Origin of the sequence: Pseudoroseomonas sp. WGS1072 (assembly GCF_049340465.1) — a bacterium.
Taxonomy (GTDB): Bacteria; Pseudomonadota; Alphaproteobacteria; order Acetobacterales; family Acetobacteraceae; genus Pseudoroseomonas.
In genome coordinates this window covers 525,282-548,123 of the sequence record NZ_JBMPSU010000001.1, presented here as the reverse complement: position 1 = coordinate 548,123, position 22,842 = coordinate 525,282, and the positions used below count along the sequence as shown (strand labels likewise).

General features: G+C 71.8%; 22 protein-coding genes. 13 read left to right on the top strand and 9 right to left on the bottom strand.

The genetic code is table 11. The features are described from left to right. Positions 1-12 precede the first annotated feature (12 nt). From ACF3NH_RS02670 to rpsF, 3 genes are read right to left on the bottom strand one after another with little or no spacing between them, the layout of a single operon-like run. On the bottom strand, positions 13-945 hold the full coding sequence (locus ACF3NH_RS02670) for a DUF2232 domain-containing protein (protein ID WP_198365915.1): 933 nt from the start codon (positions 943-945) through the stop codon (positions 13-15). A gap of 42 nt (positions 946-987) precedes the next feature. Beyond that, positions 988-1,266: a 30S ribosomal protein S18 gene (gene rpsR, locus ACF3NH_RS02665; protein WP_198365916.1), complete on the bottom strand. Its 279-nt coding sequence runs from the start codon at positions 1,264-1,266 to the stop codon at positions 988-990. 6 nt (positions 1,267-1,272) lie between these two features. Further along, positions 1,273-1,746, bottom strand: coding sequence for a 30S ribosomal protein S6 (rpsF, locus tag ACF3NH_RS02660; RefSeq protein ID WP_198365917.1), 474 nt, complete (start codon positions 1,744-1,746; stop codon positions 1,273-1,275). 366 nt (positions 1,747-2,112) lie between these two features. Between rpsF and fabD the strand changes: the two genes are divergently transcribed. The 5 genes from fabD (at position 2,113) to mltG (ending at position 6,619) form a co-directional block, all read left to right on the top strand. Further along, the gene (gene fabD / locus ACF3NH_RS02655; protein ID WP_198365918.1) at positions 2,113-3,066 is read left to right on the top strand and encodes an ACP S-malonyltransferase; all 954 of its coding nucleotides are present in this window, start codon (positions 2,113-2,115) and stop codon (positions 3,064-3,066) included. Between the two features lie 13 nt (positions 3,067-3,079). Then, the gene (gene fabG / locus ACF3NH_RS02650; protein WP_422921764.1) at positions 3,080-3,817 is read left to right on the top strand and encodes a 3-oxoacyl-[acyl-carrier-protein] reductase; all 738 of its coding nucleotides are present in this window, start codon (positions 3,080-3,082) and stop codon (positions 3,815-3,817) included. Between the two features lie 122 nt (positions 3,818-3,939). Beyond that, positions 3,940-4,179, top strand: coding sequence for an acyl carrier protein (locus ACF3NH_RS02645; RefSeq protein ID WP_120009070.1), 240 nt, complete (start codon positions 3,940-3,942; stop codon positions 4,177-4,179). Between the two features lie 48 nt (positions 4,180-4,227). Then, entirely contained in the window at positions 4,228-5,511 is a 1,284-nt protein-coding gene (gene fabF, locus ACF3NH_RS02640) for a beta-ketoacyl-ACP synthase II (RefSeq protein WP_198365920.1), read from the top strand. 127 nt (positions 5,512-5,638) lie between these two features. After that, positions 5,639-6,619, top strand: a complete 981-nt coding sequence (mltG, locus tag ACF3NH_RS02635) for an endolytic transglycosylase MltG (RefSeq protein WP_198365921.1) — start codon at positions 5,639-5,641, stop codon at positions 6,617-6,619. Positions 6,620-6,628: 9 nt separating this feature from the next. Here the strand turns inward: mltG and ACF3NH_RS02630 are convergent, their stop codons facing one another. Continuing rightward, a complete protein-coding gene (locus ACF3NH_RS02630; protein WP_422921763.1) occupies positions 6,629-7,417 on the bottom strand; it encodes an SDR family NAD(P)-dependent oxidoreductase in 789 nt (262 codons plus the stop codon). A 39-nt stretch (positions 7,418-7,456) separates the two neighbouring features. Between ACF3NH_RS02630 and ACF3NH_RS02625 the strand changes: the two genes are divergently transcribed. From ACF3NH_RS02625 to ACF3NH_RS02615, 3 genes are read left to right on the top strand one after another with little or no spacing between them, the layout of a single operon-like run. After that, positions 7,457-8,350 carry a YicC/YloC family endoribonuclease gene (locus ACF3NH_RS02625; protein WP_422921762.1) on the top strand — a complete coding sequence of 298 codons (894 nt, stop codon included), beginning with the start codon at positions 7,457-7,459 and terminating at the stop codon, positions 8,348-8,350. Continuing rightward, a complete protein-coding gene (gmk, locus tag ACF3NH_RS02620) occupies positions 8,347-8,976 on the top strand; it encodes a guanylate kinase (RefSeq protein ID WP_422921761.1) in 630 nt (209 codons plus the stop codon). The genes ACF3NH_RS02625 and gmk overlap by 4 nt, the downstream gene beginning before the upstream one ends. A 2-nt stretch (positions 8,977-8,978) precedes the next feature. Next, a complete protein-coding gene (locus tag ACF3NH_RS02615; protein ID WP_232477018.1) occupies positions 8,979-9,908 on the top strand; it encodes an AEC family transporter in 930 nt (309 codons plus the stop codon). Between the two features lie 24 nt (positions 9,909-9,932). On the opposite strand, the gene ACF3NH_RS02610 is transcribed toward ACF3NH_RS02615, so the two are convergent. Beyond that, entirely contained in the window at positions 9,933-10,208 is a 276-nt protein-coding gene (locus tag ACF3NH_RS02610; RefSeq protein WP_198365925.1) for an usg protein, read from the bottom strand. Positions 10,209-10,489: 281 nt separating this feature from the next. On the opposite strand from ACF3NH_RS02610, the gene groES reads away from it, so the two are divergent. The 3 genes from groES to ACF3NH_RS02595 all read left to right on the top strand — a co-directional run bounded on the left by groES (position 10,490) and on the right by ACF3NH_RS02595 (position 12,958). Beyond that, positions 10,490-10,780, top strand: a complete 291-nt coding sequence (gene groES, locus ACF3NH_RS02605) for a co-chaperone GroES (protein WP_198365926.1) — start codon at positions 10,490-10,492, stop codon at positions 10,778-10,780. A 51-nt stretch (positions 10,781-10,831) separates the two neighbouring features. Continuing rightward, positions 10,832-12,475, top strand: a complete 1,644-nt coding sequence (groL, locus tag ACF3NH_RS02600) for a chaperonin GroEL (RefSeq protein ID WP_422921760.1) — start codon at positions 10,832-10,834, stop codon at positions 12,473-12,475. Between the two features lie 279 nt (positions 12,476-12,754). Further along, the gene (locus ACF3NH_RS02595; protein ID WP_198365928.1) at positions 12,755-12,958 is read left to right on the top strand and encodes a cold-shock protein; all 204 of its coding nucleotides are present in this window, start codon (positions 12,755-12,757) and stop codon (positions 12,956-12,958) included. An 81-nt stretch (positions 12,959-13,039) separates the two neighbouring features. Here ACF3NH_RS02595 and ACF3NH_RS02590 read toward each other — a convergent pair whose 3' ends face one another. Genes ACF3NH_RS02590 through ACF3NH_RS02580 form a run of 3 tightly spaced genes read right to left on the bottom strand, consistent with a single transcriptional unit; the run spans position 13,040 to position 18,405 of the window. Continuing rightward, entirely contained in the window at positions 13,040-15,088 is a 2,049-nt protein-coding gene (locus ACF3NH_RS02590; RefSeq protein WP_422921759.1) for a prolyl oligopeptidase family serine peptidase, read from the bottom strand. Positions 15,089-15,133: 45 nt separating this feature from the next. After that, positions 15,134-15,556: a tellurite resistance TerB family protein gene (locus tag ACF3NH_RS02585; RefSeq protein ID WP_198365930.1), complete on the bottom strand. Its 423-nt coding sequence runs from the start codon at positions 15,554-15,556 to the stop codon at positions 15,134-15,136. Positions 15,557-15,582: 26 nt separating this feature from the next. After that, positions 15,583-18,405, bottom strand: coding sequence for an ATP-dependent DNA helicase (locus tag ACF3NH_RS02580; RefSeq protein ID WP_422921758.1), 2,823 nt, complete (start codon positions 18,403-18,405; stop codon positions 15,583-15,585). Between the two features lie 141 nt (positions 18,406-18,546). Between ACF3NH_RS02580 and ACF3NH_RS02575 the strand changes: the two genes are divergently transcribed. Both ACF3NH_RS02575 and ACF3NH_RS02570 read left to right on the top strand, forming a co-directional pair. Continuing rightward, positions 18,547-20,193, top strand: coding sequence for a lysine--tRNA ligase (locus tag ACF3NH_RS02575; protein WP_422921757.1), 1,647 nt, complete (start codon positions 18,547-18,549; stop codon positions 20,191-20,193). Continuing rightward, positions 20,190-22,124, top strand: a complete 1,935-nt coding sequence (locus ACF3NH_RS02570) for a phosphatidylglycerol lysyltransferase domain-containing protein (protein WP_422921756.1) — start codon at positions 20,190-20,192, stop codon at positions 22,122-22,124. Before ACF3NH_RS02575 ends, ACF3NH_RS02570 begins: the two co-directional genes overlap by 4 nt. 22 nt (positions 22,125-22,146) lie before the next feature. Here the strand turns inward: ACF3NH_RS02570 and ACF3NH_RS02565 are convergent, their stop codons facing one another. Continuing rightward, positions 22,147-22,797: a S24 family peptidase gene (locus ACF3NH_RS02565; protein WP_422921754.1), complete on the bottom strand. Its 651-nt coding sequence runs from the start codon at positions 22,795-22,797 to the stop codon at positions 22,147-22,149. Positions 22,798-22,842: the final 45 nt, after the last annotated feature.

The window sequence follows — 22,842 nt, the reverse complement described above, 5'->3', positions numbered from 1 at the left end:
GTAACCCCGATCTCACATGTTGGCGGGCGGGTTGCGGCGCCCGTACTGTTCGAGGAGGCCGAGCGCCACGAGGATCACGGCGCCCGGCAGGCTGAAGACGAGAATCAGGACATAGAGCAGGATCAGCACCGGCAGCCGGCCGCTGAAGGAGGCCAGCCGCGTGTGCATCGCGGCCAGCCCCTGCAGCAGCAGCGGCACCGAGAGCACCAGGCAGAGCGACAGCGGCAGCATGGCGTCGGCCTCGTCGGCCACCAGCCAGGCCAGTCCGGCCAGGGCCGGGAGGGCCGGATACCAGCCGGGCAACCGGCCCGACCGCCAGCGCGGCGCCGGCGCCAGGGCCAGGCCGCGGCGCTGCAGGAAGCCCTGCGCGCCGGCCGCGTTGGCCAGCAGCGCCAGCCCGACCCAAAGCGCCAGCGCCCCGGGCATGAGGCGGACGATCTGCTCGACCATCGGCTCCGACACCCCGCCGCCCATGCGCTCCAGGCCGTCGCGGACGGCCTCGTGCAGCACCGCCTCCAGCCCGCCATGCTCCCCCGCCGCGAGGCTCGCGGCCAGGGTCACGAAGGCCGGCCAGAGGCCCAGCAGCGCCAGCGGTGCCGTCAGCACGAGGCGCGGCCCGGGCCGCAGGCCGAGGGCCACCAGCATCCAGGCCGGCAGGGCATAGAGCACCAGCCAGAGCAGAAGGGCGACCCAGCCCGGCCCGGCCAGCAGCAGCGCCGCGCCGCCCACCGGAATGGCGAGGGTCGTGGCGATGCCGCCGAAGCCGAGCCCGGCCAGGAAGAGCGGCAAGGGGGAGAGCCAGAACAGGCCGAGCCCTCCCGGAAGGCCGCGCAGCGCCCAGAGCGTGGCCAGCGCCGAGACGAGCCCCGCCGCCGCCCCCGCCAGCAGGCGGGGATCGTCGATCAGACCGGTGGGAAAATTCCCTCGGGGGTGTCCCGCTGCCACGGCTGTGCCTGCCTCAGAGATCCTGAATCCCGTCCGCTGCCGTCAGTCGTTGATGACGTAGGGCAGCAGCGCCAGGAAGCGCGCGCGCTTGATGGCATTGGCCAGCTCGCGCTGCTTCTTCCCCGACACGGCGGTGATCCGGGACGGGACGATCTTGCCCCGCTCGCTCAGGAAGCGGGAGAGCAGGCGCACGTCCTTGTAGTCGATCTTCGGCGCGTTCGGGCCGGAGAAGGGGCAGGACTTGCGGCGGCGATAGAAGGGCCGGCGGGCGCCCACGGCGGGGCGACGGGCGGCGATGTTCGGTTCGCTGGTGTCGGACATGATGGATTACTCCTCGCCGCCGGTGTTCTCGGAATCATCGCGCGAGCGGGCGCGATACTCCTCACGGTCGTCGTTGCGCTCACGCGTGCGGCCGGAGGAGAAGCGCCCCGCCGGCGGGCGCGGGCCACGGAAGCCGCGGTCGCGCTCGCGGTCGTCGCCGCGCTTGGCCAGGATGGCGGAGGGCGCCTCGTCGATCGTCTCGACGCGCAGCGTCATGTGGCGCAGCACGTCCTCATTCAGGCCGAGCTGGCGGGCCACTTCCTGCTCGGCGGCCGCCGGGCAGTCGAGGCCGAGGAGCATGTAGTGCCCCTTGCGGTTCTTCTTGATGCGGTAGGCCAGGCCCCGAAGGCCCCAGTACTCGCGCTTCTTGACCTCGCCACCGGCCTCGGTGACGACGCCCGCGACCTGGTCGGTGATGGCCTCGACCTGCTGCTGCGTCAGGTCGTTTCGTGCGATCAGCACGGTCTCATACAACGGCATGGGATCTCCCTGTGGCTGTCTCAGCCCAAGCCTGCTCCGGCCCATGCCGGAGAGCGCAAACGGGCATAGCCGGGCGCGATGCCTCCGCGCCCGGCAGGGTGGCGCTGCGTAAACCATAATTGCCCCGCCGCGTAAACCGCCTTATCCACAGGGCGCGCCGGCCATGCCGTGGCCGCGGGGCTTCGCCGTCATCGCGGGAGCGCGGGCGGCCAGGGCCCTCCCAGGGGGGCTCGGGATGACATCCCGATGACGCTCGATTGTTGACACCGGGGGGCAGCGCCATTACCCCGCCCGGCTCCACACAGGGATTGTCGCCGGATCCGGCCTGCCGGCCGGCTGTCAGCGCAGAGGAAAGCCGACACCGCCATGCCGATCGCCTTCGTCTTTCCCGGCCAGGGCAGCCAGGCGCCCGGCATGGGCCGCGAGCTGGCCCAGGCCTTCGCCCCCGCCCGCGAGGTCTTCGAGGCGGTGGACGAGACGCTGCGGCAGAACCTCTCCCGCCTGATGTTCGAGGGGCCGGCCGAGGAGCTGACCCTGACCGCCAACGCGCAGCCGGCGCTGATGGCCGTCAGCCTGGCGGTCATGCGCGTGCTGGAGCAGGAGGGCGGCTTCGACCTGAAGTCGCAGGTGGCCCTGGTCGCCGGACATTCGCTCGGCGAATACAGCGCGCTGGCCGCGGCGCAGAGCCTCGACGTGCCGACCGCCGCCCGCCTGCTGCGGCTGCGCGGCGAGGCCATGCAGAAGGCGGTGCCGGCCGGCCTCGGCGCCATGGCGGCGCTGCTCGGCGCCGAGATGGCCCAGGCCCAGGCGATCTGCGAACGCGCCGCCGAGGGGCCGGAGGGCACCGAGGTGGTCGAGGCGGCCAACGACAATGGCGGCGGCCAGGTGGTGATCTCCGGCCATCGCGGCGCCGTGGAGCGGGCCGTCGCCCTCGCCAAGGCCGAGGGCATCAAGCGTGCCATGCTGCTGCCCGTCTCGGCGCCCTTCCATTCCGCCCTGATGGCGCCCGCCGCCGACGCCATGGCCGAGGCGCTGGCCCTGGCCGAGCTGCGCCCACCGCTGGTGCCGGTGGTGGCCAATGTCACCGCCGCGAAGGCGACGGACCCGGCCGAGATCCGCGAATTGCTTGTCCGGCAGGTGACCGGCACGGTGCGCTGGCGGGAATGCGTGGGCACCATGGTCGAGCTGGGCTGCGACCGATTCGTCGAGATCGGCGCCGGCAAGGTGCTGACCGGCCTGATGCGCCGTCTGGCGCCGGAGGCCGCGGCCCTGTCGGTGGGCACGCCCGCCGAGATCGAAGCCTTCCTCAAGACGTTGTGAGGCGATGAGCGGCATGTTCGGACTGGATGGAAAGGTGGCGCTGGTGACCGGCGCCACGGGCGGCATCGGCGCCGCAATCGCCCGCGCGCTCCATGCGCAGGGCGCGAAGGTGGCGCTCTCGGGCACGCGTGAGGCGGTGCTGCGCGAGCTGGCCGACGAGCTGGGCGAGGGCGCGCTGATGGCGCCGGCCAATCTGTCCGACCCCGCCGCGCCGCAGGCGCTGATCGAGAAGGTCGAGGCGGAGCTCGGGCGGCTCGACATCCTGGTCAACAATGCCGGCTTCACCCGGGACGGCTTGGCCATGCGGATGTCCGACCAGGACTGGTCGGACGTGCTGGAGGTCGATCTGGCGGCGCCGTTCCGGCTGGCGCGCGCCTCGCTGCGCGGCATGATGAAGCGTCGCTCAGGCCGGATCGTCTCGATCGCCTCGATCGTCGGCGTCACCGGCAATCCCGGCCAGGCGAACTATGCGGCCGCCAAGGCCGGGCTGATCGGCATGAGCAAGTCGCTGGCCCAGGAAGTGGCCAGCCGTGGCATCACGGTGAATGTCGTGGCGCCCGGCTTCGTGCGCACCCCGATGACCGATGCGCTCAACGAGCAGCAGAAGGCTCGGCTGATGGAGCGGATTCCGCTGGGCCGCATGGGCGAGGCCACTGATATCGCGGCCGCGGTTGCCTATCTGGCATCCGATGCCGCCGGCTGGGTCACCGGCGCCACCCTGCACGTGAACGGCGGGATGGCGATGACCTGAAACGGAACGGCCGGGAAATCTGTTCCCCGGCTTGCTTCCATGTTAATGCCGCGCAGGTCGACGACGGGGGCGGTCCCCGTCCGGAATGCCGGCAGCGTCTGCAAGCAGGAGAGACTCGGGCGATGAGCGATACCGCCGAGAAGGTGAAGAAGATCGTTGTCGAGCACCTCGGCGTCGAGGAAGCCAAGGTCACGTCCGAGGCGTCGTTCATCGACGACCTGGGGGCCGACAGCCTCGACACCGTCGAGCTGGTGATGGCCTTCGAGGAGGCCTTTGGCGTCGAGATTCCCGACGACGCGGCCGAGAAGATCACGACCGTCAAGGACGCGATCGACTATATCGAGGCGCAGAAGGCCGCCTGAGGGCCTTCCATTCGCGCCGCGCAAGTAGACGTCTGGGGGAGATAACGCGTGTTCGGTTCTCTGACGACGCCGCGACGCGTCGTCGTCACCGGGATGGGCATTGCATGCCCGCTCGGCGTCGGCGTCGATCATGTGTGGCGGCGGATGCTCGCCAGCGAGAGCGGCATCGGCCCGATCAGCCTCTTCGATGCCAAGGACCTGCCGGCGCGTATCGCCGGCGAGGTTCCGGCTGGCGCCAAGACCGAGGGAAAGCTCGACTTCAACGAGTGGGTCCCGGTCAAGGACCAGAAGAAGATGGACCGCTTCATCCAGCTCGCCCTCGTGGCGGCGACGGAGGCGGTCGAGGATTCGGGATGGATGCCCGAGGGTGAGGCGGATCGGAACGCCACCGGCGTGATGATCGGCTCCGGCATCGGCGGCCTGCCCGCCATCGCCGAGAACGCCCTGCTGGTCGGGGCCGGCAAGGCCCGCCGTCTGTCGCCCTTCTTCATTCCCTCGGCGCTGATCAACCTGGCCTCCGGCCATGTCTCGATCAAATACGGCTTCAAGGGACCGAACCACGCCGTGGTCACGGCCTGCGCCACCGGCGTGCACGCGCTGGGCGACGCGGCACGGCTGATCGCGTTGGGCGATGCCGATGTCATGGTCGCCGGCGGCACCGAGGCGGCGATCAGCGATATCGGCATGGCCGGCTTCTGCGCCGCCCGTGCCCTCTCGACCGGCTACAACGACACGCCGCAGGAGGCCTCGCGCCCCTGGGACGAAGGTCGCGACGGCTTCGTCATGGGCGAGGGCGCCGGTATCCTGGTGCTCGAGGAGTACGAGCACGCCAGGAAGCGCGGCGCCAAGATCTACGCCGAGGTCCTGGGCTACGGCATGTCGGGCGATGCCTATCACATCACCGCCCCGGCCGAGGGCCATGAAGGCGCCTTCCGGGCCATGAAGGCGGCGTTGCGCGACGCCGGCGTCACCCCGGAGCAGATCCAGTACGTCAATGCCCACGGCACCTCGACGCCGCTGGGCGACGACCTGGAGCTGGAAGCGGTCGAGCGGCTTTTTGGCGAGGCCGCGCGTGGCCTCGCCATGTCCTCCACCAAGTCGGCGATCGGGCATCTGCTCGGGGCCGCCGGCGCCGTGGAAGGGGTCTTCTCCATCCTCGCCATCCGGGACGGGGTGGCGCCGCCCACCCTCAACCTGCGCAAGCCCTCGCGGGAGAGCGTGATCGACCGGGTGGCGCTGCAGCCGCAGGAGCGGCCGATCGACGTGGCGCTGTCGAACAGCTTCGGCTTCGGCGGCACCAATGCCAGCATCCTGTTCCGCAAGGCGGGCTGAGGCACTTCCGGCCGGGCGGCAGGTTCTTCCCCTCCGCCCGGCCAGCCCCATCTGAGCATCGGGTGGGTGGAGGGCTCGCGGCCCTGGCTCAGCCTCCTTCCCCGCTTGCCGACGAGGAGGGCCGATCTTGCGCAAGTTCTGGATGTTCCTGCTGACCCTATTTCTTCTCCTGGTCGTGGCCGGCGCCGGAACGGCCTGGTGGGGCTGGCGCAGCTGGTCGGCGCCAGGCCCGTTGGCGCAGGCGACGCCGGTGGTGGTCGAGCGCGGCGGCGGTGTCCAGACCATCGGCGCGACCCTGGCCGAGCGAGGGGTGATCCGTGATCCGCGCCTCTTCGCCGCGGCCGTCTGGCTGACGCGGGAGGAGGGGCCGCTGCGGGCCGGCGAGTTCCTCTTTCCCGCCCAGGGTTCCCTGCGCGACGTGCTGGCCGTGCTCCGCACCGCGCGCCCGGTGCAGCGCCGTCTGACTCTGCCGGAAGGTCTGACCGCCCGGCAGATGGCGGCGATCCTGCAGCAGGCGGAGGGCCTGTATGGCGACCTGCCGACCATCGACGAGGGCGAGCTGTTGCCGGAGACCTATGCCTATAGCTGGGGCGACAACCGCGCCGGCGTGGTGCGGCGTGCCGCCGCCGCCATGCGCGAGGCGCTGGACCGGTTGTGGAAGGAGCGGGCCCCGGATCTGCCCCTGGCCAGCCCGCGAGAGGCCCTGGTGCTGGCCTCCATCGTCGAGCGGGAGACCGGGATGCCCGAGGAGCGGGGGCGGGTGGCGGCGGTCTTCATCAATCGCCTCCGCCGCAACATGCCCCTGCAATCGGACCCGACGGTGGCCTATGCCGCGGCCGACGGCGCCGTGCTGGACCGGGCGCTGACCCGGGCCGACCTGGACCGCGAGCATCCGTTCAACACCTACCGCAACCGCGGGCTGCCGCCCGGGCCGATCGCCAGCCCCGGAATCGAGTCGCTGCGCGCGGTGCTGCGGCCCGACAGCACCGACGACCTCTACTTCGTGGCCGACGGCACCGGCGGCCATGCCTTCGCCCGGACCCTCGAGGAGCACAACCGCAACGTCGCCCGGTGGCGCGCCATCGAGCGACGCAGGGCCACGCCCTAGGCCGGCTGTTCAGCCTCGTCCCACCGGCTTGGCGGGCAGGCGGGCGGCGATGGCGGCGCGCAGCGCCATGGGCAGGGCGCCGGCCAGGCGGGCCATGGCATAGGTCGGCCAGGGGAAGGCGATTCGCGCCCGGCCGGCCTCGATGCCCCGCAGGACGCGCCGCGCCGCCGCCTCCGGTGTCAGCAGGAAGGGCATCGGGAAGTCGTTCACCGCCGTCATCGGGGTGCGGATATAGCCCGGGCAGACGGCGTGGATGCGCAGCCCCCGGTGACGCTCGGTCGCGTCATGCGCCTCGGCCCAGCGCTGCACGGCGGCCTTGCTGGCGCAGTAGGCGGCGGCGCCCGGCGTGGCGACGAAAGCGGCGACCGAGGCGATGACCGCCACCCGGCCGCGGATGCCGTCGGCGCCCGGCGGCTGCGCCGCCATCCTGTCCAGGGCGGGCAGGGCGGTGTTCAGCACACCGGTGACGTTCGTCGCGAAGATCGCCCGGGTCTGCCCGGACGGTTCCGCCACCCCGCCGGTGCCGCCGGAGACGCCGGCATTGGCGACCAGCAGGTCCAGCCGATCCATCCCCTCCACCCAGCGGGCCGCCGACCCGGCATCGCGCACATCGAGCGTGGTCTCGCGCACCTGGGCTCCGGCGGCGCGGCAGCGGTTGGCCGCGCCGGCGAGGCGGGCCTCGTCCCGTCCCGTCAGATGCAGCGTCACGCCGGGCCGGGCACAGCCCAGGGCCAGAGCCAGGCCAAGGCCGGAGGAGGCGCCGGTGATGGCGATCGTCGTCCAGTCTCGGCGCGCCATGTCTTGCATCCTGTGCCGGAGGGGAAGAGAAGGCCGGTCATGGCCATTTCGTCGATGACCGGCTTCGCCCGGCAGTCGGGAGCCCTGCCGGACGGTACGGGTTTCGTGTGGGAACTGCGCAGCGTCAACGGGCGCGGGCTGGATCTGCGCCTGCGCCTGCCGCCCGGGCTGGATCCTCTGGAGGCACCGCTGCGCGAGGCCGTGGGGGTGCGCTTCAAGCGGGGCAACATCTCCGCCACGCTGTCCCTGAAGAGGGAGGAGCAGCGGCCCCGCCTGACGCCGGATCCGGCGGCGCTGGAGCAGGCCATCCAGCTCGTCCTGGCGGTGGCCGCGCGCATCCCCGGCTGCCCGCCGCCGCGCGCCGAGGCGGTGCTGGCCCTGCCGGGCGTGCTGCGGGCCGAAGCGGCCGATCCCGCCGCGGGCGAGGAGGAGGCCCGGCGAGCCGTGCTCTCCCGGGCCTTCGCCCTGGCGCTCGACGATCTGGCGGCCGCCCGCCGGGGGGAGGGGGAGAAGCTCGCCGCCATCCTCGCCACCCTGCTCGACGAGATCGCCGCCCTGCGCGAGGTGGCGCTGGGCGAGGCCGCCGCCCAGCCCGCCGCGCACCGGGCCCGGCTGCGGGCGGCGCTGGCCGAGATGCTGGAAGGCGAGCGCCGGGTGCCGGAGGAACGGTTGGCGGCGGAAGTGGCGTTGCTGGCGCAGAAATCCGACGTGCGGGAGGAGCTGGACCGGCTCGGCGCGCATCTGGCCGCAGCCCGCGCCCTGCTCGCGGAACCCGGGCCGGTGGGCCGCAGGCTGGAGTTCCTGACCCAGGAGTTCGGCCGCGAATCGAACACGCTGGGGGCCAAGTCGGCCAGCCTGGGGCTGACCCGCATCGCCCTGGACCTGAAGGCCGCGCTGGAGCGGCTGCGCGAGCAGGCGGCGAACGTCGAATGAACCGGATCTCCCGCCGGGGCCTCTGCCTCGTCCTCGCCGCGCCCTCGGGGGCCGGCAAATCCTCGGTCAGCCGGGCGCTGCTGGAGCGGGAGAAGGATCTCCGCCTCTCCGTCAGCGCCACCACGCGGGCGCCGCGCCCGGGCGAGCAGGAGGGGGTCCATTACTTCTTCCGCAGCATGGCGGAGTTCGAGGCCATGGAGGCATCCGGCGCGCTGCTGGAATCGGCCCGGGTCTTCGGCCGCCGCTACGGCACGCCGCGCGCCCCGGTGGAAGAGGCGCTGGCGGCCGGGCGGGACGTGCTCTTCGACATCGACTGGCAGGGCCACCGCCTGCTGCGCGCGGCTTTGCCGGCGGATGTGGTCAGCCTGTTCCTGCTGCCGCCGAGCCTGGCGGAGCTGGAACGCCGGCTGCACGGGCGGGGTCAGGATTCGCCGGAGGAGATCGCCCGCCGCATGCAGGCGGCGCGGGACGAGATCAGCCACTGGGCGGATTTCGACCATGTGCTCGTGAACAACGACTTCCACGAGACGGTGGCGGAGGCGCGGTCGATCCTGCATGCGGCGCGCTGCGCCCGCGCCCGCCAGCCTTGGCTGCCCGCCTTCATCGATGAACTGCTGAAGCCCTGACGATGGGCGGGCCGGTCATGCTGCTGCATGTCCTGGGGCCGATCTTCGCCCTGATCGGCCTCGGTTATCTCTTCGCCCGGCGGCGCTGGGTGAGCGAGGAAGGGCTGCGCGGCCTCAACGACTTCGCCTTCAAGCTGGCCATGCCGGCCCTGCTCTTCGCCGGCGCCACCTCGCCCCATTCCGGCGGCGGGGTGGTGGCGGTGGCGTTCTTCGCCGGCTGTCTGACGACCTATGGCCTGGCCCTGCTGCTGGGGTGGCGGCTGCTGCGGCTGCGGCTCTCCGAGGCCGGCTCCTTCGCCCTCAACTGCAGCTTCGGCAATACCAACATGATCGGCATCCCGGTCATCCTGGCGGTCTTCGGCCAGAGCGGGCTGGCGCTGCTGCTGGGCATCCTGGCCCTGCATTCGCTGATCCTGTTGCCGCTGGCCACGGTGGTGGCCGAGCTCGCGCACAGCAGCCAGGCCTCGATGACGCGGATCCTGAAGCCGACGCTGCTCGCCGTGCTGCGCAACCCGATCGTGCTGGCGGTGCTGCTCGGTCTGCTGGTCACGCTGGCCGGCATTCCAGTGCCGGCCACCGCGCGCCGCTTCCTCGACCTGGTGGGGCAGGCGGGGCCGCCCGTGGCGCTGTTCACCCTGGGCGCCAGCCTGCTCTCCTTCAATGCCCGGCGCGACTGGCCCGAGGCGCTGATGGGCTGCGGCCTCAAGCTGGCCTTCATGCCGGGGCTGGTCTGGGGTGCCGGGCTGGCGCTCGGGCTGGGGGGGGAGGCGCTGGCCGTGGCGGTGCTCACCGCCGCCATGCCGACCGGCGCCAATGCCTTCTTCCTGGCGCGGCGCTACATGAGCGGTGCCGAGCGCTCCGGCGCCACGGTGTTGATCGCGACGCTGCTCTCCACCGTGACGCTCTCGGCGCTGCTCCTGCTCCTGACGTGAACGGGGAATCGGCCGGTTTTCTTCTCAGTGCAGGTTGAACTGGCCCTCGGCGTACCGAAATTCGGCGGGCCGGGTCAGGGCGCTCGACGCTACCCGCACGGAGTGCAGCGGACCGTGGATCTCCCGCTGCCAGAAGGCCAGGAAGCGGTGGAGCTCCGGGAAGCGGGGCGCATGATCCACCTTCTGCCAGACGAAGCTCTGCAGCAGGCCCGGATGATCGGGCAGGTGGTAGAGGATCTCGGCGGTGGTCAGGCGCCAATCCGGGATTCGGACGAAGCCTTCGATATCCCGCAGCAGCATGGGCGATCGTCTCCGTTCTGGTAGCCGGCCCGGCCTTCGGGCCGTTCTGTTCCCCTTTCGGGCCAGGAGAGCATGCCATGGCGTGACCGGCGGATGACAAGAAAAACCGTCTGGTTTCAATGCTTTGGCACTCTTCGACAAAGAGTGCTGCCGAACACTTGACGACCTCCGAGGAGCGCCCTAGATCGTCAGCACTCTCCGGGAGTGAGTGCTAACAGGCTCGCCGGCCGGAGAGGCAACCGTCGCTGAATGCGCCACAATAGGGCGTCAGGAGAGGGCCAATGAATTTCCGTCCTTTGCATGACCGCGTCGTCGTCCGCCGGCTGACCGCCGAGGAGAAGACCGCGGGGGGCATCATCATCCCCGACACCGCCAAGGAGAAGCCGCAGGAAGGCGAGATCGTCGCCGTCGGCTCCGGCGCGCGCAACGAGAAGGGTGACCTCGTCGCCCTCGACGTGAAGGTCGGCGACCGTGTCCTGTTCGGCAAGTGGTCCGGCACCGAGGTCAAGATCTCCGGCGAGGAGCTCCTGATCATGAAGGAATCCGACCTGATGGGCGTGATCGCGGCCTGAGCCTGCGGACCCCCGTTTCCCACGAACCGATCAGAACAGAGGTAGAGAATCATGGCTGCTAAGGACGTTAAGTTCGGCGCCGGTGCCCGCGAGCGGATGCTGCGCGGCGTCGATATCCTGGCCGATGCCGTCAAGGTGACGCTGGGCCCGAAGGGCCGCAACGTCGTCATCGACAAGTCCTTCGGCGCGCCGCGCATCACCAAGGACGGTGTGACGGTCGCCAAGGAAATCGAGCTGGCCGACAAGTTCGAGAACATGGGCGCGCAGATGGTGCGCGAAGTGGCCTCGAAGCAGAACGACCTGGCCGGTGACGGCACCACCACCGCGACCGTGCTGGCCCAGGCCATCGTCCGCGAGGGCGCCAAGGCCGTGGCCGCCGGCATGAACCCGATGGACCTGAAGCGTGGCGTCGACAAGGCGGTGGCCGTCGTCGTCGAGGAGCTGAAGGCCAAGACCAAGAAGATCACCACCTCCGGTGAGGTCGCCCAGGTCGGCACGCTGTCCGCCAACGGCGAGTCCGAGATCGGCGAGATGATCGCCCAGGCGATGGAGAAGGTCGGCAACGAGGGCGTGATCACGGTCGAGGAGGCCAAGGGCATCCAGACCGAGCTCGACGTCGTCGAGGGCATGCAGTTCGACCGCGGCTATGTCTCCCCGTACTTCATCACGAATGCGGAGAAGATGATCGCCGAGCTCGAGAACCCCTACATCCTGATCCACGAGAAGAAGCTGTCCCAGCTGCAGCCGATGCTGCCGCTGCTGGAGAGCGTCGTGCAGTCCGGCCGTCCGCTGGTGATCGTGGCCGAGGATGTCGAGGGCGAGGCCCTGGCCACCCTGGTCGTCAACAAGCTGCGCGGTGGCCTGAAGATCGCCGCCGTGAAGGCCCCGGGCTTCGGTGACCGCCGCAAGGCGATGCTCGAGGACATCGCGATCCTGACCGGTGGCCAGGTGATCTCCGAGGATCTCGGCATCAAGCTCGAGACCGTCACGCTCGACATGCTGGGTCAGGCCAAGACCATCCGCATCGAGAAGGAGAACACCACGATCGTCGATGGCGCCGGCGCCAAGGACGACATCCTGGGCCGCGTGGAGCAGATCAAGGCGCAGATCGAGGAGACCACCTCGGACTACGACCGCGAGAAGCTGCAGGAGCGCCTGGCGAAGCTGGCCGGTGGCGTCGCCGTCATCCGTGTCGGTGGCTCCACCGAGGTCGAGGTGAAGGAGCGCAAGGACCGCGTCGACGACGCGCTGCACGCGACCCGCGCCGCGGTCGAGGAAGGCATCGTGCCGGGTGGTGGCGTGGCCCTGCTGCGCGCCGCCGGCAAGCTCGCCGACCTGAAGGGCGACAACAACGACCAGCATGTCGGCATCGAGATCGTTCGCCGCGCCATCCAGGTGCCGCTGAAGCAGATCGCCGAGAATGCCGGCAAGGACGGCGCCGTGATCGCCGGTGAGGTCCTGCGCGACGGCACCTACGAGTACGGCTATGACGCCCAGCTCGACGAGTACAAGAACCTCGTCGACGCCGGCATCATCGACCCGACCAAGGTCGTCCGCACCGCCCTGCAGGACGCGGCCTCCATCGCCGCCCTGCTGATCACCACCGAGGCGATGATCGCCGAGCGTCCGGAGAAGAAGGCTCCGGCCGGCGCTCCGGGCGGCATGGGCGGCATGGGCGGCGACATGGACTTCTGATCCTCCGGGATCGAGGTCCGGCCCCCGGGCTGGAACAGCAGGAGGGGCGGCCGCAGGGCCGCCCCTTTTCGCATGCGCGAGGGCTAACGCGTTCGTTACGAAACGGCGCCGGTTTGCGTTGACAGGGCGGTGCCGATCTGCCCCACTTCTTCTCGCCAACCGCTGCCGATCGCCTTGCCGTGCCTCCGGAGACCCGGTCGCCTTCAAGCCGTGAAACCGGATGGGCCACAGGCAAGGGCGCTCATGCCCTGCCGCCGCATTTGAGAGGAGTGCGTCGCCATGGCGACCGGCACCGTGAAGTGGTTCAACGCGACCAAGGGCTTTGGATTCATCGTCCCGCAGGATGGCGGCAAGGATGTCTTCGTGCACATCACCGCCGTCCAGAAGGCGGGCCTGCAGGGCCTGAACGAGAATCAGAAGGTCAGCTACGACGTGGCCATGGAGCGCGGCAAGGCCGCCGCGATCAACCTGAAGCCGCTCTGAGGCCCCGGCGGAGGCGGCCGACCAGGCCGCGTCCGGCTTGCATGCCCGCTCTCCCTTCCGGGAGGCGGGTTTTTTCGTCCGTCAGGCGGTTTCCCAGCCGATGGCGCGCCGCAGGAAGGCATTGCCCAGGGCGGAGAAGGCGGCGACCTCGCCATTGTCCTTGCCATAGCCATGTCCGCCGGCCGCCGGCTCGTAGAACAGCGCCTCGTAGCCCAGAGACTGGAGCCTGGCCGCCATCTTCCGCGCGTGGCCGGGATGAACGCGATCGTCCCGCCGGCTGGTGGCGATCAGGATCGCCGGATAGGGCCGCCCCGCCACGGCGGCCTGATAGGCCGAGAAGTGGCGGATGAAGGCCCAGTCCTCGGGCCTGTCGGGGTCGCCATACTCGTCCTTCCAGCTCGCCCCCGCCAGCAACCGCGTGTAGCGGCGCATGTCGATCAGCGGGATGGTGCAGAACAGCGCGCCGAAGCGTTCCGGGTAGCGGGTCAGCATATTGGCGATCAGCAGGCCGCCATTCGAGCCGCCCTCCGCCGCGATCCGCCCGGGCCGCGTCACGCCGCGCCGCACCAGGTCGGCGGCGACGGCGGCGAAGTCGTCGTGCGAGAGGATCTTGCCCTGGCGCCGCCCCGCCTCGTGCCAGGCGGTGCCGAACTCGCCGCCGCCCCGGATATTGGCGATGACCGCCGTGCCGCCCTTGGCCAGCCAGAGCAGGCCGGAGGTGCTGCTGTAGGCGGGCAGCAGCGGGATCTGGAAGCCGCCATAGCCGGTCATGTGGACCGGCGCATCGCCGCTCCCCCCGCCTTCCTGGTGGCGGGGACCGATCTGCACATAGGGAATGCGCTCGCCATCGGTCGAGACGGCCTCGTGGCGCGAGACGGCCAGGCCGCTGGCGTCGAAGGCGGGCGAGGATCGCCGCAGCACCGCCGGCGCCGTCAGGCGGATGTCCGTCAGCAGCATCTCGGGCGGCGTGAGCGGGTCCTGCGCCATGACCAGCAGCGTGCCGTCGGATTCGTCCTCACGCTCGTCGAGCGGGCGGAGGCCGACCACGCCGATATCCGGCAGGCCAGTGACGGGCGCCGAGGTCCAGCCCTCCTCGCCGGGCGTGAGGAGGGTGAAGACGGGGCGCAGCTCGTCGAGCACGGAGAGCACCAGCCGGCCGGCGCACCAGAAGAAGCCCTGCAGGGCCCGGCGCGGCGCCGGCGTGAACAGCGTGCGGAAGCGGGCCTCGCCCGCCAGCACCTCCGCCAGCCGCGCGCCCAGTACGGTGTCCGGGGCGTGGGTGACGCCACCCACCGTCCAGGGCTTGCGCGGCTGGGCGGCGAGCCAGCCGCGCTGCCAGGACAGGCGCAGGTCGGTCGGCAGGTCGATGCGGCGGGAGCGGCCCTCGCGGTCGCCGAGATGGATCGCCTGGTCGAAGAAGCCGAGCTGCTCCTGGAAGACCAGGATCTCCCGCCCGTCCTCGCGCTCCACCCCGCCCCAGGCGCCCATGGACTCCACGCCGGTCTCGAACAGGATGCGGGCCTCGCCCGGCGTCTCGCCCCGGCGCAGCAGGCGGATGCTGCGCGGATAGCCGGAGCGGGTGGAGCTGGCCGCGTCGAGCGCCAGGGAGACCAGCAGCGTGTCGCGGTCCAGCCAGTCGGCACCACCCTTGGCTTCCGGCAGGGCGAAGCCGCCTGCCGGGAAGGCGCGGGTGGCGAGATCGTATTCGCGCAGCACCACGGCGTCGCCGCCGCCGCGCGAGAGGCGCAGCAGGGCGCGGTCATGCGTCCCCGGCAGGGTGCCGGCGCCGCGCCAGACCCAGTCCTCGCCCTCGGCGGCGGCCAGGGCGTCGAGGTCGAGCAGCACCTCCCAGTCCGGCCGCTCCTGGCGGAAGCTGTCGAGCGTGGTGCGGCGCCACAGGCCGCGCGGCTGCGCCGCATCCTGCCAGAAGTTGTAGAGATGCGCGCCGCGGCGGGTCACGAAGGGCAGCCGGTCCGGCCGGTCCAGCGCCGCCTTCACCGCGTCGCGGTCGGCGGCGTAGCGGGCATCGGCGAGGCGGGCGAGGGTGGCCGCGTTCTGCGCCTCCACCCAGGAGAGGGCGCGCTCCCCCTCGATCTCCTCCAGCCACAGAAAGGGGTCGTCCTCGGTCATGCGGCGGCTCCGTGCCGGAGGGAGAGACTCGGGAGGGAAAGTGGCTCAGACGATCTGGTAGCGGGCCTTGGCCGCCCGCTCGATGGCGCCGGCGATCAGGCGGTCGATATCCAGGCCGATGCGGAAGTCCTGCAGGAAGCGCAACTCCTCCTGGGTGGCGTCGCCATCCGCCGCCGCCACCTCGCAGGCCAGCAGATAGGCGGTCTCCCGCAGGCGGGGCGGCAGCGTGTCCCGGATCAGGGCGCAGGCGCGGTCCAGGCCGTCGTTCTGCCGCAGCAGGGTCAGGCAGGACTCCGTCACCGTCTCGATCTCCTCGGGGAGGAATCCGTCGAAGACCGGCAGTTCCCGCACCAGCCGCGCCATCATGCCCAGCTCGGCATCGGACATCTGCTGGTCGGAGGCGGACATCAGCACCATGGCGCAGACCAGGGCCTCCTGCGCATTGAAGCGGATCTTGGTGTGCGGCATCGGTCTCTTCCTTGTTCGGCGAAGGCCTAACGCAGGGCGGGCGCCGCTTCAATCGCCCCGGCGGGCGGGCCGCCGAGGAAGGCGGCGGTCTGCCGGACCGCCTCGGCGAGGCCCAGGCGCTGCGGGGTCACGCCGTCCGGCAGGCCGGCGAGCAGGCGTGAGGGGGTGCGGGGATCGAGCAGCACGAAGACGCCCCGGTCGTCGGCGCGGCGGATCAGCCGGCCGAAGGCCTGCCGCAGCCGGTGCCGGGCGATGGCATCGTCATAGGCGGATGGCCGGCCGCCCGAGAGATGGATCCGCCGCTCCCGGTGGAGGATGGAGGGGCGCGGCCAGGGCACGCGGTCGAACACCAGCAGGCGCAGCGCGCGGCCCGGCACGTCCACCCCGTCGCGCAGCGCGTCGGTGCCGAGCAGGCAGGAATCCTCCTCGGCGCGGAAGATGTCGACCAGGGTCGCGCTGTCCATGGCGTCCACATGCTGGGCGTAGAGCGGGATGCCGGCCTCGGCCAGGGCGGGGGCGAGGCGGGCGTGCACCTCGCGCAGCCGGCGGATGGCGGTGAACAGGCCGAGCGCGCCCCCGCCGGCGGCCAGGAAGAGCTGCTGCATCGCCGCCGCCACCTGGGCGGGGCTGTCCCGGCTGAGATCCTCGACGATGAAGGCCCGCGTATTGGCGGCATAGTCGAAGGGCGAGGGCAGGGCGGCGCGGATGGCCGGGTTCGGCAGGTGCTGCACCCCGGTGCGCGCCTCGGCCTCGCGCCAGGCGGCCTCGGGGTCGTGGCGGGCGGCGTCGCGCAGCGTGGCGGAGGCGATCAGCACGCCATGGGCCGGAGCCGCCACCTGGGTGGCGAAGGGCACGGTGGGGTCCAGCCAGTGGCGGTGCAGGCCGGCATCGATGTCGCGCCCCTCGCGCCGGGACAGCGCCAGCCAGTCCACGAAGGTCGGCCGCTGACCGGGCTCGGCGGGGGCCTCGCGCAACTGGCGCAGCATGGCGGTCCAGGCGGTGAGCGGCATCAGGGCGCGCCGCTCGACGCTGCGGATGGCGGTCTCCAGGCGGATGCGGTCGCCGGTCTCCAGCTCCTGGTCCGGGTCCTCCAGGATCCCGGCGAGCAGCTTCGCCAGGTACTTCAGCGGGTCGCGCAGCGCCTCGAGCGCCGTCTCCAGCGCGGCGGCGGCGCCGGGGAGGTCCGCGTGCAGGGGATGGAGGTCGCATTCGGCGTCATAGAGCGGATCGGCCTCGGCACTGCGCGCCAGGACCTGGGCGCGGGCGGCGCGCAGGAAGGCCTCGCCGGGCGCGGCCCCGTCCTCGGCCTCGTCCCAGCGGTCCCACCAGCCGGCGCCGGGCAGGGCGCGCGCGGCATGTTCCACCAGGTCGAGCGGCGGCAGCAAAGCGGGGTGCTGGGCCAGCATCTCCTCCAGCCGGCGGCGCAGGCCGCGCGCCCGGCTCCGCCCGCCTTCCTGGCCCAGCAGCCAGCGGCGCAACTCGGCCATCTCGGCGCCGCAGAGGGCGGCGGAGAAGGCCCCGTCGGCGGCATCGAAGAGATGGTGCCCCTCGTCGAAGACATAGCGCAGCGCCGGCCCGTCCTCGCCGCCGCCCAGCGCCGCCTGGACCATCACCAGGGCGTGGTTGGCCACGACCAGGTGCGCCCCGGCGGCGCGGCGGATCGAGTGCTCGACATAACACCGCTTCCAGTGCGGGCAGGCGGAATGGATGCACTCGCCGCGGCGGTCGGCCAGGAGCGAGATGCTGCCGGGCGGAAACAGCTCGACCAGCCAGCCGGGAAAGTCGCCGCCCAGCAGGTCGCCGTCCCGCGTGGCCAGGGCCCAGCGCGCCACCAGGGCGAGGGCGGTGAGGCGGCCCGGCATGGCGCCGCTCACCGCCTCGTCGTAGTTCAGCAGGCAGAGGTAGTTCTCGCGCCCCTTGCGGATCACCACCTTGCGGCGCCGCTCCTCGGGTTCCGGATAGAGGCGGGCCAGCTCCTGGTCGAGCTGGCGCTGCAGGTTGCGGGTATAGGTAGCGATCCAGACCGGAGCGCCGTTCCGCTCGGCCCAGAGGCTGGCCGGCGCCACATAGCCCAGCGTCTTGCCGGTGCCGGTTCCCGCCTCGGCCAGCACCAGGCGGGGCTCGCCGGCCAGCTCCCGCGGGGTGAAGGCAAGGCTGGCGGCGGAGGCGAAGTCCGCCTGGGAGGGGCGCTGCTCGGCACCTTCGCCGAGGATCTCGGCCAGGCGGGCGCGCGCCTCGGCCGGCGCCACCGGATGGCTGGCGGGCGGCGGCGGCGGGCCGGCATCCTCCCATTCGGCGAGCTGGCGCCAGACCTTCAGGGCATCGGCCGAGGGGCGGGCGGCGGGCTGGCCCAGCGCCGCCAGCACGGAGTCCGCCCAGGGCCAGTCATTCGCCTGCCGCAGCCGCGCCGCCAGCATCGCCGCGTCGCGGTTCAGCGGCGCGTGGCGCGCGCGGGCCAGGCGGCGCAGCAGCTCGGCGGCGATCTCCGGCAGCAGCGCGGCGGCGGCTTCCGCATCCCCGGGCGCCGGCAGGTCGAGGGCGAGGGCCAGGCCGCGCGGCGTGGGCGGCGCCGGTTGGGCCGGCAGGCAGAAGGCGAAAAGCTCCAGCAGGTCGCAGGCGCCGGGCAGGCCGGACAGGCCGAGCCGCCGTGCCGTGGCCGGGGCATGGACCAGGATGGGCGGGCCGAACTCGCGCAGCAGCTCCGGCAACTCGGCCGGGCGCGGGGTGAACAATTCGCCATCAGGGGTGAGCAGCGCGGCGCTGCCGGGCGCCGGGGCGACCAGGGCCGGGCCGCTCGGCAGCACCAGGCGGGGGGGCAGGGCGTCGTTCCGGCCCTTGGTGGCAGTCACCGGGGGAGAGTAGGGGCAAAGCACGAACGAAGCCAGCCGCCAGCGGGGTTTTTCCAATCGTGATGGCCGCGCGGGGTGGCTTTGGCCGCCCTGCCGACTGGGCGCGTTGACCGCGGCACGCGGCGCTGGCATGGGGCGGGAATGACCGCCGATCCATCGCTCCGCACCGTCAAGGCCTGGCCCTTCGAGGAAGCCGCCAAGGTCGCCGATCGCCTCGCCGCGTCCGGCAAGAAAACGGCGCTGTTCGAGACCGGCTACGGCCCTTCCGGCCTGCCGCATATCGGCACCTTCGGCGAGGTGGCGCGCACTTCCTGGGTGCGCAATGCCTTCACCCGCCTGACCGGCCTGCCGTCCCGCCTGCTGGCCTTCTCGGACGACATGGACGGGCTGCGCAAGGTGCCGGACAACGTGCCGAACGGCGATGTGCTGCGGCAGCATCTCGGCAAGTCGCTGACCGCCATCCCCGACCCCTTCGGCACGCATGAGAGCTTCGGGCACCACAACAACGCCCGGCTGCGCGCCTTCCTGGACGCCTTCGGCTTCGAGTACGAGTTCGCCTCGGCCACCGACTACTACCGCTCGGGCCGCTTCGACGCGGCGCTGCTGCGGATGCTGGAGGCGCATGAGGAGGTGCGGCAGGTGATCCTGCCGACGCTGGGGCCGGACCGCCGCGCCACCTATTCGCCCTTCCTGCCGGTGCATCCGCGGACGGGGGTGGTGATGCAGGTGCCGGTGGAGGAGACACGGCCCCAGGACGGGACCATCGTCTGGCGTGACCCGGAGAGCGGCGAGCGCTTCGAGACGCCGGTGACCGGCGGCCATGTGAAGGCGCAGTGGAAGGCCGACTGGGCGATGCGCTGGTTCGCCCTCGGCGTCGATTACGAGATGTCGGGCAAGGACCTGATCGACAGCGTCCGCCTCTCCTCGGCGATCTGCCGGGTGCTGGGGGCCGAGCCGCCGGTCAGCATGACCTACGAGCTGTTCCTCGACGCCAATGGCCAGAAGATCAGCAAGTCCAAGGGCAACGGGCTGACGATCGAGGAATGGCTGCGCTACGCCCCCCCCGAGAGCCTGGCCTACTTCATGTACCAGCAGCCGGGCCGGGCGAAGCGGCTGCATTTCGACGTCATCCCCCGCGCCACGGACGAGTACCTGCAGCAGCGGGAGCGGCTGCGCGCCAGCCAGGACCCGGCCAATCCGGACTGGCACATCCATGGCGGCGAGGTGCCGAACACGCCGGAACCCCCGCTGACCTTCGGCATGCTGCTGAACCTCGCCACGGTGGCCGCCGCCGACACGCCGGAGCGGTTGTGGAAGTTCGTGCGCAACTACGCCCCCGGCGCCACGCCGGAGACGCAGCCGCTGCTGGGCCAGCTGGTCGAGTATGCCGTGGCCTATGCGCGCGACTTCGTGCTGCCCGGGCTCACGCCGCGCGCGCCGACCGCGGAGGAGCGGCCCTGCTTTCAGGCGCTGATCGACCTGCTGCGCGCGCACCGGCAGGAGATCGAGGCGCTGCCGCCCGGCCTGCCGCAGGCCGAGCGCATCCAGGTCGATGTCTATGACGCCGGCCGGCGCGAGCCCTTCATCCAGAAGATGAAGGACGGCTCGAACGGCGTCTCGCGCGGCTGGTTCAACGCACTGTACCAGGTATTGGTGGGCGCCGATCAGGGGCCGCGCTTCGGCAGCCTCGCCGCCGCCTATGGGGTGCCGGAGACCATCCGCCTGATCGAGGAGGCGCTGACCCGACCACCGCGGGAGGCGGTCGCGGCGGAGACGGCACGGGCGTGAGCCGGGCAATCGGCCTGCTGCGCCGGCACGGGCCGACGGTCTTCGGCCTCGCCCTGCTGGTCGGCGCCCTCTATGTGGTGCAGCGGGAGTTCCGCGACCTCTCCATGGCGGATGTCCGCGCCGCCCTGGGCGCCATCCCGGGCCGGCAGCTCTGGGTGGCGGCGGGCTGGACGCTGCTCGCCTATGCGGTGCTGACGATCTACGACCGCCTCGGCTCGGTCTATGCCGGCAAGCCCGTCAGCTACGCGCGCAGTTCGCTGGCCTCCTTCTGCGCCTATACCCTGGCGCACAACCTCGGTTTCGCCGCCGTCTCCGGCGCGGCGGTGCGCTACCGCTTCTACGCGGCATGGGGACTGACCCCGGGCGAGATCGCCAAGGTCATCGCCTTCACCAGCCTGACCTTCGGCCTGGGCGGCATGGCGCTGGGCGGCATGGTGCTGATCTGGGAGCCGGAGGTGGTGCCATGGATCGCCGAGAACCTGCCGCACTGGGCGATGCAGACCGTCGGCGTGGCGCTGCTCGGCGTGGTCGCGACCTATATCCTGCTCTCCCGCCTGCTGCCGCATTTCACCGTCTTCGGCCACCGCATCGACCTGCCCGGCTTCCGCATGGCCTGCGCCCAGACCCTGCTGGCCGGCGTGGATGTCGCGGTGACGGCGATGATCTTCTACGTTCTGCTGCCCGAGGCGCCGGGGCTGAGCTTCGCGCGGTTCCTCGGCATCTACCTCGCCGCCTACACGGCGGGGCTCGCGGCCAATGTGCCCGGCGGCCTCGGTGTCTTCGACACGGCGGTGCTGGTCGGGCTCGCGCCCTATGTGCCGGCGCCGCAGGTCATCGGCGCCCTGCTGATCTTCCGCTTCTTCTACTACATCATCCCGCTCTTCCTGGCGGGCATCCTGTTCGCCGGCTTCGAGATCGGTCAGCGCCGCCACCTGCTGAGCGGATTCGGCGCCGAGGCCCGCGTGACGGATGCGCTGGAAGGCCCGGTGCTGGCCGGGCTCTCGGGCCTGGCCGGGGGCGTGCTGCTGTTCATCGGCGCCCTGCCGGCGCGCGGCTCGCAACTGGCCGTCTGGGCCGGCGACTGGGCCGCGCTGGCCAGCCAGTTCGCCGCCTCGCTGATCGGCTCGCTGCTGCTGGTGGTCGCCTATGGCATGGTGCGGCGACTGAGGATCGGCTGGATCGGCGGCATCGTGCTGCTGCTGCTCGGCTGCTTCATCACCCTGCTGCGCGGCGAGCCATGGTGGATCTCCGGCGGCTTCGCCGTGCTGGGTGGCCTGCTGGCCTGCTTCAGCACCGCCTTCTACCGCGACGCCCGCCTGACCGGCGAGCCGCTGGCCCGCGGCACGCTGCTGCCCCTGACCGCCAGCGCGGCCGCCGCCCTGGTGCTGGCGCGCATCGCCTGGGAAGGGCCGGTGTCGCACGAGCCCTGGTGGGAAGTGCCCTTCTCGGACGAGGCGCCACACACCCTGCGCTTCGCCGTCGGTCTCTGTGGCGTGCTGCTGCTGGCGGCGGCGGCGCGGCTGTTGCGGCCGGCGCGGATTCGCGCGCCCTCCTACGACATGGCGACGCGGGCGCGGCTGGCCGCGCTCGGGGCCCGCGTGCCGGCGGAGGGCGATGGCGCCCTTTTCGTCGAGGGCGGGCGCGGCGCCGGCTTCGCCTTCGTCCGGCGTGAGCAGGTCTGGATCGGCATCGGCGACCCGGCCGGCGATGCCTCGGCCCGCATCACCGCCATCTGGCGCTTCCGCGACCTCTGCGACCGCAACGGCGTGGCCCATGCCTTCTGGCAGGTCGGGCCGGAACTGCTGCGGGCCTATGAGGATACCGGCCTGGCGGCGCTGCCGCTGGGGCAGGACCGCTACCTCGTATGCCCGGCGGAGAGCGACCCGGAGCTGGTGCTGAAGGCGCTGGGGCGGGAGGCGCCGCCGCGCTGAAGCGGATCGCCCATCGGGCCGCCTATTGGCTCGCCCAGAGGATGCGGTGCATCCAGGCCAGCTCGGCGAGGTCGAAATTGTAGTTGGGATGCGCCGGGTTGAGGCTGGCCAGCTCCACGCGGCGGGCGGATTGCCGCACCAGCTGCTTGGCCATCACCTCGCCCTTCTGGGTGCGCACCACCACGCGGTCGCCCCGCCGCACCGGCGAATTGGGCGAGACGATGACGATGTCGCCATCGCGGAACACCGGCTCCATGCTCTCGCCCGAGATTTCCAGCGCATAGGCATTGGGGTCGGAAAGTTCCGGCGTGCTGATCTCGTCCCAGGAACCGCCGACCGGGTAGCCGCCATCACCGAAGTAGCCGTCGCCGCCCGCCTGGGCCAGGCCGATCAGCGGGATGCGCCGCCCCGCCGCGCCGTTGCGGGCGCCGGACTGCAGGGCCGGGGTCCCGGTGACCAGGGAGGCGAAGCTGTCCATGTCGGTGCCGGTGGCCAGGAGGATCTTGGCGATGCTCTCCGTCGAGGGCCAGCGCGCCCGCCCGTCGGCGCCGAGGCGCTTGGAGGGATTGAAGGCGGTCGGGTCCAGCCCGGCCTTGCGGGCCAGGCCCGAAGGGGAGAGACCGTGCTCCGCGGCCAGGGCATCGACCGCCCGCCAGATGTCGTCATGACGCATGGGCGGAATATCCTAGGCTTCCGGTCTGATTGCAATAGGAACATC

Bases quoted from the DNA above. Each gene is read 5' to 3' on its own strand.
- rpsR (WP_198365916.1), bottom strand. From the start codon at position 1,266: ATGTCCGACACCAGCGAACCGAACATCGCCGCCCGTCGCCCCGCCGTG.
- rpsF (WP_198365917.1), bottom strand. From the start codon at position 1,746: ATGCCGTTGTATGAGACCGTGCTGATCGCACGAAACGACCTGACGCAG.
- fabD (WP_198365918.1), top strand. From the start codon at position 2,113: ATGCCGATCGCCTTCGTCTTTCCCGGCCAGGGCAGCCAGGCGCCCGGC.
- fabG (WP_422921764.1), top strand. From the start codon at position 3,080: ATGTTCGGACTGGATGGAAAGGTGGCGCTGGTGACCGGCGCCACGGGC.
- ACF3NH_RS02645 (WP_120009070.1), top strand. From the start codon at position 3,940: ATGAGCGATACCGCCGAGAAGGTGAAGAAGATCGTTGTCGAGCACCTC.
- ACF3NH_RS02630 (WP_422921763.1), bottom strand. From the start codon at position 7,417: ATGGCGCGCCGAGACTGGACGACGATCGCCATCACCGGCGCCTCCTCC.
- ACF3NH_RS02625 (WP_422921762.1), top strand. From the start codon at position 7,457: ATGGCCATTTCGTCGATGACCGGCTTCGCCCGGCAGTCGGGAGCCCTG.
- gmk (WP_422921761.1), top strand. From the start codon at position 8,347: ATGAACCGGATCTCCCGCCGGGGCCTCTGCCTCGTCCTCGCCGCGCCC.
- ACF3NH_RS02615 (WP_232477018.1), top strand. From the start codon at position 8,979: ATGGGCGGGCCGGTCATGCTGCTGCATGTCCTGGGGCCGATCTTCGCC.
- ACF3NH_RS02610 (WP_198365925.1), bottom strand. From the start codon at position 10,208: ATGCTGCTGCGGGATATCGAAGGCTTCGTCCGAATCCCGGATTGGCGC.
- groES (WP_198365926.1), top strand. From the start codon at position 10,490: ATGAATTTCCGTCCTTTGCATGACCGCGTCGTCGTCCGCCGGCTGACC.
- groL (WP_422921760.1), top strand. From the start codon at position 10,832: ATGGCTGCTAAGGACGTTAAGTTCGGCGCCGGTGCCCGCGAGCGGATG.
- ACF3NH_RS02595 (WP_198365928.1), top strand. From the start codon at position 12,755: ATGGCGACCGGCACCGTGAAGTGGTTCAACGCGACCAAGGGCTTTGGA.
- ACF3NH_RS02590 (WP_422921759.1), bottom strand. From the start codon at position 15,088: ATGACCGAGGACGACCCCTTTCTGTGGCTGGAGGAGATCGAGGGGGAG.
- ACF3NH_RS02585 (WP_198365930.1), bottom strand. From the start codon at position 15,556: ATGCCGCACACCAAGATCCGCTTCAATGCGCAGGAGGCCCTGGTCTGC.
- ACF3NH_RS02575 (WP_422921757.1), top strand. From the start codon at position 18,547: ATGACCGCCGATCCATCGCTCCGCACCGTCAAGGCCTGGCCCTTCGAG.
- ACF3NH_RS02565 (WP_422921754.1), bottom strand. From the start codon at position 22,797: ATGCGTCATGACGACATCTGGCGGGCGGTCGATGCCCTGGCCGCGGAG.